Source organism: Mesorhizobium sp. M0058 (assembly GCF_040323095.1).
In the GTDB taxonomy this organism is placed as follows: Bacteria; Pseudomonadota; Alphaproteobacteria; order Rhizobiales; family Rhizobiaceae; genus Mesorhizobium.
Map to the genome: position 1 here is coordinate 232,196 of NZ_JAMYUQ010000011.1, position 17,369 is coordinate 249,564.

Here is a 17,369-nt window from a genome sequence, read left to right on the forward strand (position 1 = left end):
TGACCACAGCGATGGTGCTGGCGGCTGGTCTTGGCAAGCGCATGCGGCCGATCACCGACACCATGCCGAAGCCGCTGGTGCGGATCGCCGGCAGGACCTTGCTCGACTGGGGGCTGGACAGTCTCGAAGCGGCCGGCGTCGAGAAAGCCATCGTCAACGTGCACTATCTGCCGGACCAGATCGTCGCCCATATCGCCCACAGGCGGGCGCCAAAGATCGTCATTTCCGACGAGCGCGACGCACTGCTGAATTCGGCGGGTGGCATCGTCAAGGCATTGCCGCTGCTGGGCAGCGACCCCTTCTACATCATCAACGCCGATACGTTCTGGATCGACAGCGGCCAGCCCAGCCTCGAGCGCCTTGCCCTTGCATGGGACGGCGCGAAAATGGATATTCTGCTGATGCTTACCGATCTCGACTCGGCCACCGGACACGGTGTCGGCACGGATTTCCTGATGGCGCCGGATGGCGGCCTGCGGCGCTCGAAAGGCGATCCGGCCGGGTTGATCTATGCCGGAGCGGCAATCGTCAATCCCGCCATCTTCAGGGATGCGCCGGCCGGGGCGCATTCGCTCAACACCTATTTCGACAAGGCAATCGCCTCTGGCCGTCTGTTCGGCATGCAGATGCGCGGAAGCTGGATCACCGTCGGCACTCCCGACGCCATTCCGCAGGCGGAAGCGGCCGCCGCCGAAGCTCTCGCGAAGGTGGTATGAGCGGCGCGCGCCGCGTTCTTTCGATCCCGCCCGGAGCGCCATTCCTGCCGACTCTGGCCGAGGCCTTGCTGGCCGGACGGCTGGTGCCCGGCTTCCGGTTCGACGGCGATCCGCTGGCGCTGGCTGATGTCACCATCTATGTGCCGACACGGCGCGCGGCCCGTGCGCTGCGCGGCGCCTTTGTCGACGCGCTTTCGGGACCGGGAGGGAGCCGCCGTTCGGCGATCCTGCCGGTCATCCGCCCGCTCGGAGAGTTCGACCAGGACGAAGCCGCCTTCGACGCCGGCACGCCGACCGAGCTTGAAATGGCGCCGCCGATCGCAGCCATCGAACGCCTGCTGCTGCTGGCGCCGCTGGTGCAGGCCTGGAAGCGCACCCTGCCGGCGCATGTCCTTGATATGTTCAACGAAGAGATTGTCGTGCCGGCCTCCGCCGCCGATGCGATCTGGCTGGCGCGCGACCTCGCCCGGCTCATGGACGAAATCGAAACCGAAGGCACGGACTGGACCAGGCTTGCCGATCTGGTCACCGGCAATCTTGCCGGTTGGTGGCTGGTGACGCTCGATTTCCTCCGTATCGTCACCGAGGCCTGGCCGAAATTGCTGGAGGAGCGCGACCGCTCCAACCCGGCCGCGCACCGCAATGCGCTGATCCGGCGCGAGGCGAAGCGGCTGGAACGCAACCCGCCCAAAGGCCCGGTGATCGCCGCCGGCTCGACGGGCTCTATTCCGGCCACGGCTGAACTGCTTGCCACGGTCGCCAGCCTGCCTAACGGCGCCGTGGTGCTGCCCGGGCTCGATGGGATGCTGGACGAACCGTCTTTTGCCGCGATTGCGGCGCCCGGTGCGCGGCCGGCACTGCTCGGCCACCCACAATACGGCATGGCCAAGCTGATCGGCAAGGTTGGCGTGCTGCGTGGCGATGTCGAGGAAGTGGTCGCCGCCGAGCCCGCACTGGTGCTCCGCGCGGCCCTTGTCGGCGAGGCGCTGCGTCCGGCCGAGACCACGGAACTATGGGCCGAGACCCGCATACGCTTCAACGCCCTGGATATCGCCGAGGCCTTCGCCGATGTGACGCTGGTCGAAGCCGCCAGCGAACGCGACGAGGCGGCGGCGATCGCCATCGCGCTGAAAACCGCCGTGGAACAGCCGGGGCACAGGGCAGCGCTCGTTACCGGCGACCGCGGGCTGGCGCGGCGCGTCTCGGCCGAGCTGTTGCGCTTCGGTGTGATCGCTGACGATTCCGGCGGCACGCCGCTCGCCAACACGCCTGCCGCCAGCCTGCTGCGGCTCACACTTCAAGCGGTATTCCGGCCCGGCGATCCCGTCGGCCTTTTGTCGCTGCTCAAGCATCCGCTGCTCGGGCTCGGACTTGAGCGCACCGGCGTGCGCCATGCCGCCGAGCTCATCGAACTCGTGGCGCTGCGCGGCGGCACCGGACGCCCCGACATCGCCGCCTTGCCAGCACTGTTCGAGGAGCGTCTCGCCGGGCTGAGCGGGGACAAGCGCCAGCCCTTCTGGTTTTCGCGCCTGAGCGTGCGCGGCATCGACGATGCCCGCGATATGCTGAGCCGGCTTGTGACGGCACTGGCGCCGCTGACCGCCTTTCGCGGTGAAGAGAATGCCGATCTTGTCGCGTTGACCAGAGCGAGCGTCGCCGCGCTGGAAAATCTCGGCCGCACGGCGGAGCGCAGCCTGGCTGAATTTTATGCCGGCGACGCCGGCGAGAAACTCGCCGAGCTGCTGCGCGGTGTGGTCGCGGCCTCGGCCTCGTTCGACTTCCCGGCCGACGAATGGCCTGATGTGATGGACGCGCTGGTAGCACCGGAAACGGTCAAGCCCGGGCAAGGCACCGACCGCAACATCGCCATTTGGGGGGCGCTGGAAGCGCGGCTGCAGAATGTCGACACGCTGGTCATTGGCGGGCTGAACGAGGGCGTGTGGCCACGCAAGCCGGAAAGCGATCGCTTCATGTCGCGGTTGATGAAGACCGGCATCGATCTCGAGCCGCCGGAGCGCCGTATCGGCCTTGCCGCCCACGACTTCCAGATGGCGATGGGGGCGAAAAAGGTGGTGCTGACGCGCTCCGCCCGAGCCGGCGACGCACCGGCGGTGCCGTCGCGCTGGCTGCAGCGCATCCTCACCTTCATCGGCAAGGATCCGGCGGCCGCATTGCGCGGGCGCGGCGACGAATTGCTTGCCTGGGCGCGCGCGCTCGATGCCGGCGAGCGGCAGCATTTCGCGCCGCGACCGCAGCCGAAACCGCCGCTGAGCATGCGGCCCACCCACTTCTCGGTGACCGAGATCGAGACGCTGCGCCGCGACCCCTATGCGGTCTATGCCAAGCGTATTCTGAGCCTTCTGCCGCTCGAGCCGGTGATCCGCGATCCCGGTGCGGCCGAGCGCGGCACGCTGTTTCATGACATCCTGCATCTGTTCTCGACAGAGGTGGCGGATCCCCGCGCGCCCGAAGCTCTGGAACGCCTCATCGCTGCCGGCCGGACCTGCTTCGCCGACATTGCCCTACCCGCCGATGTCGAGGCGGTGTGGTGGCCGCGCTTCGAAAAGCTCGCCGCCAACATCATCGAATGGGAGCGCGGCCGCGCCCCTGCCGTCGCCCGGCGGCATGCCGAGGAGCGCGCCGAAAAGACGGCTGTCGGCCGTACCGGTGTGACGCTGTCCGGCTATGCCGACCGCGTCGACCTTTTGGCCGGTGGCATGGCCGACATTCTCGATTACAAGACCGGCTCCTCGCCGTCCAAGGCGCAGGCGCACACGCTGCTGGCGCCACAGCTGGCGCTCGAAGGGGCGCTGCTCCGGCGCGGCGCCTTCAAGGGGCTTGGCGCGCGCGAACCCTCGCAGCTTGCATTCGTGCGGCTGAAGCCGAATGGCGAAGTGTTCGAGGAATCCATCCTCGACTACAACCGCCAGCCCCGGACCGCAGAAGACCTCGCCGAAGAGGCCTGGGCGCGGCTGGAAAAGCTGCTGGTCCACTATGCCGATCCGACGACCGGCTATCTGTCGCGGGCGCTGCCGTTTCGCGAAGGCGAGAGCGATGGCGACTACGACCACCTGGCGCGCGTGCTCGAATGGTCCGCCGGCGGCGACAGCGATGACGAGGCGGGGGAGGCATGAAGAAAGCCTATCCCATTCCCGGCGAAACCGCCGCCAGCCAGACGCGCGCTTCCGACCCGAAGAACTCGGCCTGGGTGTCCGCCAATGCCGGCTCGGGCAAGACGCATGTGCTGGCCCAGCGCGTCATCCGGCTGCTGCTCAACGGCACCGATCCGTCGAAGATCCTGTGCCTGACCTATACGCGGGCGGCGGCCGCCAACATGTCGAACCGCGTGTTCTCGACCCTGTCGGAATGGACGGCGCTCGGCGATGCCGAGCTTGCCACAAAGATTGAGGCGGTGGACGACCGCCGGCCCGACCGCGACACGATGCGGCGGGCGCGCCGGCTGTTTGCCGAAGCGCTGGAAACGCCGGGCGGGCTGAAGATCCAGACCATCCACGCCTTTTGCGAATCGGTGCTGCACCAGTTTCCGCTGGAGGCCAACATCCCGGCGCATTTCGAAATGCTCGATCCGCAGATGGAGGCCTCGCTGTTCGCCGCGGCGCGACGCGACATGATTTCGGGCACGTCAGCCGGAGACACCGGACTGGCCGAGGCCTTTGCCACCGTGCTGGAGCGCGGCGGCGAACACGGGCTCGACGCGCTGCTCGCCGAAATCGTGCGCAAGCGCGACGGCTTACGCGGCTTCATCGATGCGGTCCGGCGCGACGGCGCCGGCTTTCGGGCCCTGTTCGACGAATTCCATTTTCGCCCCGGGCAGAACGCCGAAGACATAGCGGCATCGGTATGGCCGCTGCCGGGTTTCCTGCTGGACTTCTTTGCAGTGTTCGCCAGTGCCGCCGAGGCCGCCGACGCCCGCACCGTGCTCAACAATCTCTTGCCCTATGCCCGCTTGGCCTTTGCCGAGACGGACCCGACCCGCCGGCTGCAGATGCTCGGCAAAGCCTTTCTCAAGGCCGATGGCGACCCCTATGATCCCTCAAAGTTGTTCAAGAAGGCGCTGCTCGGCCGGCTGCCCGACCTTCCCGAGCGCTATCTGGCGGCCGTCAAGGCGATAACAGAGGTCTCCGACCGGCTGGCGCTGTTCCGGATGCTGGAAGGCACGGTCGCGGCGTTGACCATAGCCGACTGGCTGATCGTGCGGTACGAGCGCCTGAAGCGCAGCCGCGGCTTTCTCGACTTCAACGACCTCATCACCCGCACCGTCAACCTTCTGGCGCGGCCGGATGCCGGACCCTGGGTGCAGTACAAGCTCGACCAGGGTATCGACCACATCCTGCTGGACGAGGCGCAGGACACCAGCCCCGACCAATGGGAGGTGGTGAAGCGGCTGGCGGAGGAGTTCTTTGCCGGCCACGGCCAGCGCGGCACGACCAATCGCACGGTGTTCGCCGTCGGCGACGAAAAGCAGTCGATCTATTCCTTTCAGGGTGCCGCGCCGGATTCCTTCGCCGACAGCCGGCTCTTGTTTTCCGGACGCGTGAACGCCGCCAATGCTTCGTTTGCCGACCTGAAACTGACCTGGTCGTTCCGGTCGACCGACGACGTGCTTGCCGCCGTCGACCGCGTCTTTGCCGATCCGGGCGTGCGGCGCGGCATCAGCCATGACCCCGATCCGCTCGACCATAAGGCGATCCGCAACGACGCGCCTGGCTATGTCGAGGTCTGGCCGTCGCTCGGCGCTGACGCCGTCGAGGAGCCCGACGACTGGACGTTGCCGGTCAATCATGCCAGCGCGCCGGCTGTGCGGGTGGCCGAGCACGTGGCTGCGACCATCCAGGCCTGGCTCAAGGACCGCGAGATCATCGAGGGCAAGGGACGCAGGCTGAGGGCCGGCGACATTCTTGTGCTGGTGCGCAAGCGCGACCGCTTCGTCCATGCGCTGTCGCGCGCGCTGAAGGACCGCGATATTCCCGTCGCCGGCGCCGACCGGCTGAGCCTGCCCGGCCACATCGCGGTCAAGGACCTGATCGCACTCGGCCATTTCCTCATCCAGCCGCAGGATGATCTGTCGCTCGCCGCCGTGCTCCGCAGCCCGGTTTTCGACGTGTCGGAGGAGACGCTTTTTACGCTTGGCGCCGGACGGCCAGCCGGAACATCGCTGATCGCCTCACTACGCCAGCATGCTGGCGACAATACCGCGCTGACCGATGTCGTTGCCCGGCTCGACGGCTGGGCCAACGAGGCGGCGTTCCGGCCCGTGTTCGAATTCTACGCCGGGGTGCTGGCGCGCGACGGCCTGCGCAAGAAGATGATCGCCCGGCTTGGACCGGAAGCCGGCGACATCCTCGACGAATTCCTGAGTTTCTGCCTGGCCGAGGAACGCACCGGACTGCCGGGGCTGGAAGCCTTTCTGGCGACGCTGGAGAACACCGGCCCGGAGATCAAGCGCGAGATGGACCAGACGCGCGACGAGGTCCGCGTGATGACCGTGCACGCCGCCAAGGGCCTGGAAGCGCCTGTTGTCTTCCTGGTCGATGGCGGGTCGGCGCCGTTCAGCGACCAGCATCTGCCGCGGCTCATGCCGTTCGACGCTTCGGGCCGCAATTTCGACGGCAAGGGCTATCTCTGGCGCTCGGCCGCCGATGTCGCCAACGGCTTCTCCAAGGCGGCCTCGGCCAGGGCGCGGGAGCTTGCCGACGACGAATACCGGCGGCTGCTCTATGTCGGCATGACACGCGCCGAGGACCGGCTGATCGTCTGCGGCTATCACGGCAAGCGTCAGCCCAGCACCGGCACCTGGCATTCGATCGTCAGCCGCGCGCTGCTGGCAGCGCCGGAAAGCACGGAGCGCCATCATCCCGCCAGCGGCGAGCCGGTGCATCGCTTCGTCATCACCAAGCTGCCGCCGGTGGCGCTGGCAGCCGCCGACGAGGCGCGGCTGCCGCAACCGCTTTTGCCGTTCTTGCCGGCAAACCTGTTTCGCCCTTTGCCGCCTTATGAAGAACTGCCGCGCCCGCTATCGCCTTCCGGCGCTTCGGCGCTGATCGACGAGGGCAAGGAGGCGGTCGTCGATACGCGTTCGCCGGTGCTGGACAGCGAAGCGGAGCCCGGTTTTGCCGTGATGCGCGGGCTGGCGCTGCACAAGCTGCTGCAGATGCTGCCCGGTTTTGCCGAAGACGAACGGCAAGGCGCGGCGGCGCAGTATCTCATTCGAGCCGGCGCCGACTGGTCGGAGGCCGAGCGCAACAAGGCGCTGGCTTCGGTGATGGCGATCCTCAGAGATTCGCGTTTTGCCGGGCTGTTTTCGCCGTCGTCCCGCGCCGAAGTGGCCGTCATGGGCAGTATCGAGGTCAAGGGCAGGCTGCGCTCGATCTCCGGCAAGATCGACCGGCTGGCGGTGACGCCCGGGCGCGTATCGATCGTCGACTACAAGACCAACCGGCCGGCGCCCGCAGGCCTGGCCCAGGTGCCGCCGGCCTATATACTGCAGCTGGCGCTCTACCGCGCGCTGCTCCAGCCGCTTTACCCCGGCCGCGCGGTGACGGCAGCACTGCTGTTCACCGAGGCACCGAGGCTTATCGAACTGCCGGCGCAGGCGATGGATGACGCCCTTGCCCGACTCACGGGAGCGTGACACAAGTTCTGCTTGAAGAAGGGCTGCTCAACCACCACATTTGGTGCGAGATAAATTTCGAAAGGATTTCGCATGGCCACCGTCAAGGTCGACAAGAGCAATTTCCAGGCCGATGTGCTCAACGCCTCGCAGCCCGTCGTCGTGGATTTCTGGGCCGAATGGTGCGGCCCCTGCAAGATGATCGGTCCGTCGCTGGAAGAGATCGCCAACGAACTCGGCGACAAGATCAAGATCGCCAAGCTGAACATCGACGAGAACCCCGAGCTTGCCGCCCAGTTCGGCGTGCGCTCGATCCCGACGCTGATGATCTTCAAGGGCGGCGAAGTCGCCGACATGAAGGTCGGCGCCGCCCCGAAGACCGCGCTGTCGCATTGGATCAATGGCAGCCTCGCCTGATCCTGTAGAAATTTCACGTTAAGCCCGGCCCTCGCGCCGGGCTTTTCTTTGGCGTTATCGCCTGACCTCTCTGGCACTCGCGCCTGAAGCCTCCATGTCTTCTGCTGAGGCTGGACAGGAGAAACAGAATGACCGGATCCGCCAAGGCCACCGTCTTCATCGACAATGAGCGCGTCATCGTCACCGAATACCGCTTCCAGCCCGGCGACAACACCGGCTGGCACCGGCATGGCCATGACTACGTCGTGGTGCCGCTGATGGACGGCAAGGTGAAGCTGGTGACCAAGGACGGCGAGAGTTTTGCTGAAATGAAGAAGGGCGCGCCCTACTTCCGCAAGGAAGGCGTCGAGCACGACGTCATCAGCGCCAATGACGGCGAATACGCCTTCATCGAGATCGAGCTGAAATAGGCCTCAGACTGGTGCCGCGGCCGCCGATGTCTATTTAGTTTGAGCCACGGTTTTTTTGGCCTGCCTAGGCTTGCCGGGCTTCCGTCCGGTCGCGGGCTTCAGGACCTGCCCATATCCCTCTATAGCGCCCGTATACACACGATAGAGAAACGTCTCTCGGCTTACGAAATACGCGACACTGGGCTGGCCGGATGCATCATTGGGGCGCGTCGGTCTGTGGGCCACTCGAACAATTGGGTGCGGTGGCTCGATGGCTCCCGGTAACATCACATGATCGCCGACCCGCGGAGCATATTCAAATATCAGCTCCTCCGGCGGGTCGTTGTCGACGGTAACAAGACACTTCACAACCATTCGAGCTTGCCTCCATGCTTCGCCAAGCATATCGGGGCTTCTGCCCGAGGGGCAACCGCCCGATAGATTCCCCGGGCCAAAATACTACCAGTCGGCGATGCGATCCCCGCCGGTGAATTGCGCGCTTTTTGCGGTGTATTCGAACAGCTCGATCTTCACGCCGTTGGGGTCGCGGATCCAGGCCTGAAACGTGTCGTCGCAGGCATGCTTCTTGGCCGTGATATCAATGCCTTTCGACTTGATGTGGGCGATCGCCGCATCGATGTTTTCCACCTCAAGGCAGAAATGGTTGATCTGGTTGAGCTCGCTATGGCTGGTGCCGTCCTTCTGGAACACCTCGACATGGCTGCGATCGCCGCAATTGAGGTAGAAGCCGAACACCTTTCCGTCGCGCAGGAAGTTGAACTGCGTGTCGAGGCCGAGCACGTCGCGGTAGAAGGCCCGCGTCGCTTCCAGATCATGCGCGAAGATGCAGACATGGGCGAGTTGCTTCACCTTGATCATCACCGGCTCCCTCGCGAAAGTGTGGATTCAGGTCGGTGGCGTGCCGTTTTCGGCCAGCACCGCACCGGCGAGATACAGCGAACCACCGATCAGGATGCGCGGCGCCGGGCCGTCCCAGGTGTCGCGCAGCAGCATCAGCGCGCTGGCGACGGAGCTGACCGGCTCGGCGATGAGGCCGGCCTCGGTCGCCCGGATCGCCAGTTCGTCATTCGGCACACCGGCGTCGCTCATGCTCACCGGCACGGTGTAGACATGGCGGACCAGGCCCTTGAAGGCGCGGAAATAGCCGCTCTGGTCCTTGGTGTTGATCATGCCGGCAATCAAAAACAGCGGCCGCGGGTTCTTTTCCTCCTGCTCGGCCAAGGCTTCCGCCACCACCACGCCGGCGCCCGGATTGTGACCGCCATCGAGCCAGATGTCGGCGCCCTTGGGAGCGAGGTCCGCCAGCCGGCCCTGTGCCAATTTCTGCATGCGGCCCGGCCATGCGACGCTCGCCATCGCCTTCTCAGTGGCGCGATGACTGATTTCGAAACCGGCGGCCTTGACGGCGGCAATCGCTGCCGCCGCATTGGCGAACTGGTGGCGCCCGGGCAGGCGCGGTGGCGGCAGGTCCATCAGCCCGTCCTCATCCTGATAGACCATGCGGCCGTTTTCCTCGAAGGCGAGAAAATCCTGGCCGTAGACGAAGGTCGGGCAATCCAGCCGCTCGGCGGTTTCGATCAGCACTTGCAGCGCCGTCTCGCTCTCCTGCGCGCCGATGACCACCGGGCAGCCGCGCTTCATGATGCCGGCCTTTTCGGCGGCGATCAGTTCGACCCGGTCGCCGAGATAGGCTTCGTGATCCATCGACACCGGCATGATCACCGACACCGCCGGCCGGGCAACGACATTGGTGGCGTCGAAGCGGCCGCCAAGGCCGACCTCGATGATGGCGGCGGCAGCCGGATGTTCGGAAAACAGGATGAAGGTGACGGCGGTTAGGATTTCGAAGACGGTGATCTTCTGGCCTTGATTGGCCCGGGCGACGCGGGCGATGGCCTCGGCGAAGGTCTCGTCGTCGACCAGCCGGCCGCCGCCCTCGGCCGCCAGTCGGTAGCGCTCGGCCCAGTTCACCAGATGCGGCGAAGTGTGGACATGGACAAGGTGGCCGCCGGCTTCGAGCAGCGCGCGCGAAAAGGCCGCGCACGAGCCCTTGCCGTTGGTGCCGGCGATATGGATGACCGGCGGCAGCCGCTCCTGCGGATTGCCGAGGCGTTCGAGCAGCCTTGTGATGCGGTCGAGCGAAAGGTCGAAGCCTTTCGGATGCAGCGCCATCAGGGCTTCGATTTCACGATCTGCGGCAAGCGTTGTCATGAGCGAATCCTACGCATGCGCGCAGGTGCACGCAATCGCGGTTTGCGGCCAGAAATGTCGCGTCAGGCCTGCGGGCGGGCTTCCGTCGGGATGACCGACGGCGGCAGGATTTCCGGCTCCAGCGGCTTTTGCTCCTGCGGCAGTTTGAGCAGGATTTTCAACAGCCGTGAAATCGTCTCGCGCAGTTCCAGCCGCGACACCACCATATCGACCATGCCGTGCTCCATCAGATATTCGGAGCGCTGGAAACCGTCCGGCAGTTTCTCCCGGATGGTCTGCTCGATGACGCGCGGGCCGGCAAAGCCGATCAGCGCGCCGGGCTCGGCAATGTGGACGTCTCCCAGCATGGCGTAGGAGGCGGTAACGCCGCCGGTGGTCGGGTTGGTCAAGACGACGATGTATGGCAGGCCGGCTTCCTTCAGCCGGTCGACGCCGATCGTGGTGCGCGGTAACTGCATCAGGGACAGAATGCCTTCCTGCATGCGCGCGCCACCGGAGGCGGCAAACAGGATCAGCGGCCGCTTGCGCTGCAAGGCGACCTCGAAACCGTGCACAATGGCGTCACCCGCGGCCATGCCGAGCGAGCCGCCCATGAAGGCGAAATCCTGCACCGTCACCACAACCGGCAGGCCTTTGACCGTGCCCAGCGCGTTGATGATGGCGTCTTCCAGGCCGGTCTTGGCCTTGGCGTCCTTCAGCCGGTCCGTGTAGCGCTTCTCGTCGCGGAACTTGAGCGGGTCCTGCATGACCTTGGGGTTCTCAAGCTGCTCGTATTTGCCGTCGTCGAGGAAGAATTTCAGCCGTTCCTTGGCCGAAATCTTCATGTGATGGCCCGATGACGGGATGACGAACTGGTTGGATTCCAGGTCCTTGTGAAACACCATCTCGCCGGTCTCGGGATCCTTGATCCAGAGATTCTCGGGCATGTCGGTGCGCCGACCGAGCATCGAATTGATCCTCGGGCGAACGTAATTGGTGATCCAGTTCATCGCTTCGGCTCCTGTCCTGACGAAGAGTTGGCTCGTGCATGTCGCCCAAAAGTGGGAACCGGTTTTGGGATAACGACTTGCACAAGGCCTAAGTAGGGAAACTATTCGGCAGCAGCAAGGCGGGCCGAACGCACGCCCTGAGACAGTCCGCTGACCAGGGTGGCGACGGCCTCGGCCGGGTCGGCGGTCTTCTCGCCCTTCGGTCCCAACACATTGGCGACCGCGTTGACGATCGCGGTGCCGACGACGACGCCATCGGCATTGGCGCCGATAATGCGCGCCTGCTCGGCGGTCTTGACGCCGAAGCCGACGCAGACCGGCAGATTGGTGTGGCCCTTGATGCGCTTGACCGCGGCGGCAACCTTGCCGGTGTCGGCCAAAGCCGAGCCGGTGATGCCGGTCATCGACACGTAATAGACGAAGCCCGACGTATTCTGCAGCACCTTGGGCAGGCGCTTGTCGTCGGTGGTCGGCGTTGCCAAGCGGATGAAGTTGATGCCGGCCTTCAGCGCCGGAATGCAGAGTTCTTCGTCCATCTCCGGTGGCAGGTCGACGACGATCAGCCCGTCAATGCCGCTGGCGATGGCGTCCTTGAGGAAGCGATCGACACCGTAGATGTAGATCGGGTTGTAGTAGCCCATCAGCACGATCGGCGTTTCATTGTCGGTGGCGCGGAAATCAGCCGCCGTCTTCAGCGTCTTGACCAGGGTCTGGCCACCTTTCAGCGCCCGCAGGCCAGCGGCCTGGATCGCCGGTCCATCGGCCATCGGATCGGAAAACGGCATGCCCATTTCAATGATGTCGGCGCCGGCCTTGGGCAGCGCCTTCATGATCGACAAAGCGGTGTCATAGTCGGGGTCGCCGCTCATGAAATAGGTGACGAGCGCCGGGCGGCCCTCGGCTTTCAGTTTTGCCATGCGGCGGTCGATGCGGGTCACCATGATCAGATCTCCATGCCCAGCATCGAGGCCACTGTGTGCACATCCTTGTCGCCGCGTCCCGACAGGTTGACGATGACGATCTGGTCCTTGTCCATATCAGGCACGATCTTCACCGCATGCGCGATGGCGTGGGCGGATTCCAGCGCCGGGATGATGCCTTCGACGCGCGTCGTCAGCTTGAAGGCTTCCAGCGCCTCGTCGTCGAGGATCGGCACATATTCGACGCGGCCGGAATCGCGCAGCCAGGAATGTTCGGGGCCGACGCCGGGATAGTCGAGGCCGGCTGAGATCGAATGGCCGTCGAGGATCTGGCCGTCGGCGTTCTGCAAGAGATAGGTGCGGTTGCCGTGCAGCACGCCGGGCGCGCCGGCATTCATCGAGGCGCAATGCTCGATGCCGTCAAGGCCGCGGCCGCCGGCTTCGATGCCGATGATGCGGACTTCTTTGTCATCCAGGAACGGATGGAACAGGCCGATGGCGTTCGAGCCGCCGCCGACAGCCGCGATGATGGTGTCGGGTAGCCGGCCTTCCTGTTCGAGGATCTGGGCGCGCGCCTCGATGCCGATCACCGACTGGAAGTCGCGCACCAGCTCCGGATAGGGATGCGGGCCGGCGGCAGTGCCGATCAGGTAATAAGTGTCCTCGACATTGGTGACCCAGTCGCGCAACGCTTCGTTCATGGCGTCCTTCAGCGTGCCGTGACCGGCGGTCACCGGCCGCACTTCGGCGCCGAGCAGCTTCATGCGGAAGACGTTGGGGCTTTGGCGGGCGACATCGGTGGCGCCCATATAAACGACGCAGGGAAAGCCGAAGCGCGCCGCGACCGTGGCCGCGGCAACGCCGTGCTGACCAGCGCCCGTCTCGGCGATGATGCGCTTCTTGCCCATGCGCTTGGCCAGCAGGATCTGGCCGAGGCAGTTGTTGATCTTGTGCGAACCGGTGTGGTTCAAATCCTCGCGCTTGAAGTAGACTTTGGCGCCGCCCCCGAGGCCCTTCGCCGAGGAAACCTCACGAAGGTGTTTTGTGAGCCCTTCGGCGAAATACAGCTTTGATGGCCGACCGGCATAATGGGTCGACAGGTCGGTCAGTTCGGCCTTGAAGTCCGGATCGTTCTTGACCTCGTTCCAGTGCCGTTCGAGGTCGAGGATCAGCGGCATCAGCGTCTCGGCCACGAAGCGGCCCCCGAAGATGCCGAACATGCCCTGTTCGTCGGGTCCCGTGCGGAAGGAATTGGGTGTCGCCGGCTTGTTCATCGCCGATCTCCTGGTCTTGGTTCTGAGCATGTCTTATCGGAAAACCGGTTCCCACTTCTCCGGAACATGCTCGGGTTCGAAAGAAGTGCCTCAGGCAGCGCGGTCGTCGCGCGCGGCCCTGACGGCCCGGAAGAACTGCTCGATCAGCGCCGGATCCTTGACGCCCGGGCCGCTTTCCACCCCCGACGAAATGTCTATCGCGGGCGGATTGGCTGATATCAGGGCGTCGCCGATATTGGCGGCGTTGAGCCCACCGGAAAGCATGTAATCGAGCCCGGCGTCAAGGCCGGCCAGGATGCGCCAGTCAAAGGCGACGCCATTGCCGCCCGGAAGTTGCGAGCCCTTTGGTGGCTTGGCATCGAACATGAAGCGATCGGCAACGCCGATGAACGGCTTTAGCCGCTCGAGATCGGCTACCTCACTGACGGAGAACACCTTCATGACAGGCAGGCCGTAGCGAGCTTTCACCTCGGCCACCCGCTCGGGCGTCTCCGTGCCGTGCAACTGCAGCATGTCGGGGCGCATCTTTTCGACGATCTCGTCCAGGAACGCGTCATCGGCATCGACCGTCACGGCGACCGCCCTGGCCTTGCCGATTGCCGCCTCGCGCAGGCGGCCGGCTGCCGCAGGCTCGACATAGCGCGGGCTTTTAGCAAAGAAGATGAAGCCGACATGGCTGGCGCCGCCGGCCAGGGCCGCGGCCATTGCCTCATCGGTCTTCAATCCACAGATCTTGATATCGAGCGCCATGGCGCGGGGCTTGGCACGAAACCGGCCAAGAGTCGAGAAAAAGCATGCTGTTTGCCGGCAACGCCAAAGGCGCTACCTATTGATGGGAGAAGCAAGGCGGAGCAGACGAATGGCCGACCAGAGCATAGCCGAACTCAGGCAGAAGATCGCGCAAGCGCGCGACGTCATCGCCCATCTGATGCAAAAGGCCGCCTTCGACGGGGCGGAAGCGCACCGGGTCCTGGATTATTTCGGCAGCGATGCGTTCGAGCAGAATTTCCTGCCATGGCCGCGCCATGGCGACGAAGGGCTGCGGCCTGAAGAGCTTAATGCGGCCAATGATGATTGAGCGCGCCGCCGGCGAAGGCTAATCGAACACAATCGCCTGCAATGCCCCACCATTCCGCTTCAGCCAGTCCTTGCAGCGGTCGGTGTCGGGGCAGAGCTGCTCGCACAGTTTCCAGAATTTCGGGCCGTGGTTCATCTCCTTGAGATGCGCCACCTCATGCGCGACCAAGTAGTTTATCACCGGCGTCGGCGCCATCATGATGCGCCATGAGAAGGACAAATTGCCGTCGGAAGTGCAGGAGCCCCAGCGGCTCGACGTGTCCTTGAAGCGGATAGCCTTGGCGCGCTTGCCGATGGCCTCGGTATGCTTGACCACCAGCTTCTCGATGTCCTTCTTGGCCTCGCGCCTGAGGAAATCGGCGATGCGGCGCGGCAAATGTATGCGCTCGCCATGGACGATCAGCAGCGGACCGCGCTCGTCGCGCGACACGGTGACGGTGCCGCGTTTCGACGGTTCGTGGACGATGCGATGCGCGACGCCGCGTATCGGGATCTTGATGCCGGGGCGCACTTGCGGCCGTGTCGGTACCTTGGCCAGACGCTGCTCCAGCCAGCCCTGATGGCGGTGAAGGAATTTCTCCACCTCGCCGCGGCGCAGGCCCGGCGGCACGGTGATGCGCAGCCCCTGGCCGCCCGAATCGATGCGCAGCGTCAGCCGCCGTGCGCGGGCGCTCTCGACGATCCTGAGCGGCAGTGTGCGGCCGGCAACGACGTGCTCTCGCTCTTCGACAGGCGAGGGTTTTGGTTTGGTCAGGTTGCGGAAAAAGCCGAAGGACATGGCTGAACGATACGCGATTCGAGGAAAACGACCAGAACAAAAAAGAAACGGCGCCGCTCGCGCGACGCCGTCCATCATGCCAAGGCCTGTCTTAGAGCGCCGCGCGTCTCTGACGCGCAAAGGACGCTGTAGCACTCTAATTCGGCGCATGAACCTTTCCGAAAATCGGTTTCGATTTTCGGGGTCATGCGCGCAGCCTCAGTCGTCAAGCAGGCTCGGGCCCTTGCGCTTGGGCGTCGCGGGCTTGGCCGTTTCGGCCGAGCCTGTCTTCGCAGGCGCTGTCGACTTGTTGCGGTTGGCCATGAAGCGGTCGAACTCGTCCTGGTCCTTGGCGCGGCGCAATTCGCGGGCGTACTCGTCGAACTCGCTCAGCATCTCATCGAGCTTGCGACGCTCTTCGGCGAGGCGTTCGAGTTCCTTCTCGCGCCAGTCGTCGAAAGCGACATTGCCGGTGCGGGCCGAACCGTGGCCCCAGCGCGCGGCCTTGTCGGAACCGCGGCGGCAGCCGGCGAAGATGCCGTCGGTGGCCCGGTTGACGTCGCGCTTGAAGCCGTCAAGCCGGTCGCCCCAGATGATGTAGGCGAGCATGGCGAAGCCAAGCGGCCAGAACACCATGAAGCCGATCACCATCAGCGCGATGGTCGCCGGCGTCCAGGCCGGGCGGATCAATGCGGATGTGTTCATTTTCTCCCATTCCTTCGGTTGGAGACAGCCAAGAGCGGCTGCGTGGATTCGAAATGGGATGAGAAAAACGGCGATTCAAGACAACGTCCGCCAAAACCGGACAAGGTCCTGAATTGATTATCGCTTTTTGACCGCTTCGAGGAAAAGCACGACCAGGCCGGCGACCAGACCCCAGAAGGCGGCGCCAACGCCGAACAAAGTCAGCCCCGACGCGGTGACAACGAAGGTGACAGTAGCCGCCATGCGCTGGTCCTCGTCCTTGAGCGCGATCGCCAGCGCGTTGGCCAGCGACCCCATCAACGCCAGGCCGGCCACCAGCACGATCAGGCTTTGCGGCAGCACTGCGAAGATCGCCACCAGCGAGGCGCCGAAAACCGCGAAGATCAGATAGGCAAGTGCATAGAAGGGTCCGGTCTTCCAGCGCTCGGCCGGGTCGGGATGGACGTCCGGCCCGGTGCAGATCGCCGCAGAGATCGCGGCCAGATTGGTGGTCGAGCCGCCAAACGGCGCCGACAGCAGCGAGAACAGGCCGGTGACGCCGATCAGCGGGCCGGGTTCGGGGTGATAGCCGGCGGCGCGCAAGACGGCGAGACCCGACAGGTTCTGCGACGCCATGGTGACGAGGTAGAGCGGCAGCGCCAGGCCGATGACAGCTGCGGCGCTGAAATGCGGAGCAATCAGCGTCAGCGTCGACAGTTCCGGTGCCGGCAGTCCGCCGACGCGGCCTGTCAGGAAGGCGGCGATGCCGCCGCCGATCAGCACCGCCAGCACCGACAGCGCCGGGTTGAACAGGCGAATGACGAAGAAGGCCGCGATCAGCGGCAGGATCAGCCAGGGGTCGACCGGAATGGTCTTGACGGCATTGAGCGCGAAGGTGACGACGATGCCCGCCAGCATGCCGGACGCGACTGACGCCGGTATCCTTGATATCAGCTGGGTCAGCGGCTTGAACAGGCCGGTGGCGATCAACATTAGGCCGGTGACGATGAAGGCGCCGACCGCATCGGCCATGGTAAACCCGCTCGATGCCGCCATCAGCGCCAGGCCCGGTGTCGACCAGGCGGTGATGATGGGTATTTTCGTGCGCCAGGACAGCCACAAGCATTCGATCGCCATCGCCACGCACACTGCCGTCACCCAGCTCGCGGTTTCGGCTTGCGTGGCGCCAACCGCCTTGGCGGCGGCAATGACGACGGCCAGCGTGCCGCCGAAGCCGACGATTGCCGCGACAAAGGCGGATATCGGGATGGAAATGCGCATTC

At 65.0% G+C, this 17,369-nt stretch carries 15 protein-coding genes; 6 read left to right on the forward strand and 9 right to left on the reverse strand.

Annotation, left to right across the window (positions count from 1 at the left end; all coding sequences use genetic code 11):
• Positions 1-11: 11 nt before the first annotated feature.
• The 5 genes from NKJ75_RS20735 (at position 12) to NKJ75_RS20755 (ending at position 8,174) form a co-directional block, all read left to right on the forward strand.
• Complete coding sequence (locus NKJ75_RS20735; protein ID WP_031197320.1) at positions 12-716, forward strand: nucleotidyltransferase family protein; 705 nt, start codon at positions 12-14, stop codon at positions 714-716.
• Positions 713-3,850, forward strand: a complete 3,138-nt coding sequence (gene addB / locus NKJ75_RS20740; RefSeq protein WP_286489094.1) for a double-strand break repair protein AddB — start codon at positions 713-715, stop codon at positions 3,848-3,850. Before NKJ75_RS20735 ends, addB begins: the two co-directional genes overlap by 4 nt.
• Positions 3,847-7,368, forward strand: a complete 3,522-nt coding sequence (gene addA / locus NKJ75_RS20745; protein ID WP_352500120.1) for a double-strand break repair helicase AddA — start codon at positions 3,847-3,849, stop codon at positions 7,366-7,368. Before addB ends, addA begins: the two co-directional genes overlap by 4 nt.
• A 72-nt stretch (positions 7,369-7,440) precedes the next feature.
• A complete protein-coding gene (trxA, locus tag NKJ75_RS20750) occupies positions 7,441-7,764 on the forward strand; it encodes a thioredoxin (RefSeq protein WP_023672297.1) in 324 nt (107 codons plus the stop codon).
• A gap of 128 nt (positions 7,765-7,892) precedes the next feature.
• Positions 7,893-8,174, forward strand: coding sequence for a cupin domain-containing protein (locus NKJ75_RS20755; protein WP_023681396.1), 282 nt, complete (start codon positions 7,893-7,895; stop codon positions 8,172-8,174).
• Between the two features lie 438 nt (positions 8,175-8,612).
• On the opposite strand, the gene NKJ75_RS20760 is transcribed toward NKJ75_RS20755, so the two are convergent.
• The 6 genes from NKJ75_RS20760 to NKJ75_RS20785 form a co-directional block, all read right to left on the reverse strand.
• Positions 8,613-9,032, reverse strand: a complete 420-nt coding sequence (locus NKJ75_RS20760; protein WP_023687435.1) for a VOC family protein — start codon at positions 9,030-9,032, stop codon at positions 8,613-8,615.
• A 27-nt stretch (positions 9,033-9,059) separates the two neighbouring features.
• On the reverse strand, positions 9,060-10,385 hold the full coding sequence (locus tag NKJ75_RS20765) for a bifunctional folylpolyglutamate synthase/dihydrofolate synthase (RefSeq protein WP_352500121.1): 1,326 nt from the start codon (positions 10,383-10,385) through the stop codon (positions 9,060-9,062).
• Between the two features lie 62 nt (positions 10,386-10,447).
• Positions 10,448-11,374, reverse strand: a complete 927-nt coding sequence (accD, locus tag NKJ75_RS20770) for an acetyl-CoA carboxylase, carboxyltransferase subunit beta (RefSeq protein ID WP_023672292.1) — start codon at positions 11,372-11,374, stop codon at positions 10,448-10,450.
• 101 nt (positions 11,375-11,475) lie between these two features.
• Positions 11,476-12,315 (reverse strand): tryptophan synthase subunit alpha, encoded by an 840-nt coding sequence (gene trpA / locus NKJ75_RS20775; RefSeq protein ID WP_023693067.1) that lies wholly within the window; start codon positions 12,313-12,315, stop codon positions 11,476-11,478.
• Positions 12,316-12,317: 2 nt separating this feature from the next.
• Positions 12,318-13,568 (reverse strand): tryptophan synthase subunit beta, encoded by a 1,251-nt coding sequence (trpB, locus tag NKJ75_RS20780; RefSeq protein ID WP_023681393.1) that lies wholly within the window; start codon positions 13,566-13,568, stop codon positions 12,318-12,320.
• Positions 13,569-13,658: 90 nt separating this feature from the next.
• Positions 13,659-14,318: a phosphoribosylanthranilate isomerase gene (locus NKJ75_RS20785; RefSeq protein ID WP_286461238.1), complete on the reverse strand. Its 660-nt coding sequence runs from the start codon at positions 14,316-14,318 to the stop codon at positions 13,659-13,661.
• A 109-nt stretch (positions 14,319-14,427) separates the two neighbouring features.
• On the opposite strand from NKJ75_RS20785, the gene NKJ75_RS20790 reads away from it, so the two are divergent.
• Entirely contained in the window at positions 14,428-14,646 is a 219-nt protein-coding gene (locus tag NKJ75_RS20790) for a hypothetical protein (protein WP_023672288.1), read from the forward strand.
• Between the two features lie 18 nt (positions 14,647-14,664).
• Here NKJ75_RS20790 and NKJ75_RS20795 read toward each other — a convergent pair whose 3' ends face one another.
• The 3 genes from NKJ75_RS20795 to NKJ75_RS20805 form a co-directional block, all read right to left on the reverse strand.
• Positions 14,665-15,423 carry a M48 family metallopeptidase gene (locus NKJ75_RS20795; RefSeq protein WP_023681391.1) on the reverse strand — a complete coding sequence of 253 codons (759 nt, stop codon included), beginning with the start codon at positions 15,421-15,423 and terminating at the stop codon, positions 14,665-14,667.
• 198 nt (positions 15,424-15,621) lie between these two features.
• Positions 15,622-16,107 carry a DUF2852 domain-containing protein gene (locus tag NKJ75_RS20800; protein WP_352500122.1) on the reverse strand — a complete coding sequence of 162 codons (486 nt, stop codon included), beginning with the start codon at positions 16,105-16,107 and terminating at the stop codon, positions 15,622-15,624.
• 117 nt (positions 16,108-16,224) lie between these two features.
• Positions 16,225-17,367 (reverse strand): benzoate/H(+) symporter BenE family transporter, encoded by a 1,143-nt coding sequence (locus NKJ75_RS20805; protein ID WP_023681390.1) that lies wholly within the window; start codon positions 17,365-17,367, stop codon positions 16,225-16,227.
• Between the last annotated feature and the right edge of the window lie 2 nt (positions 17,368-17,369).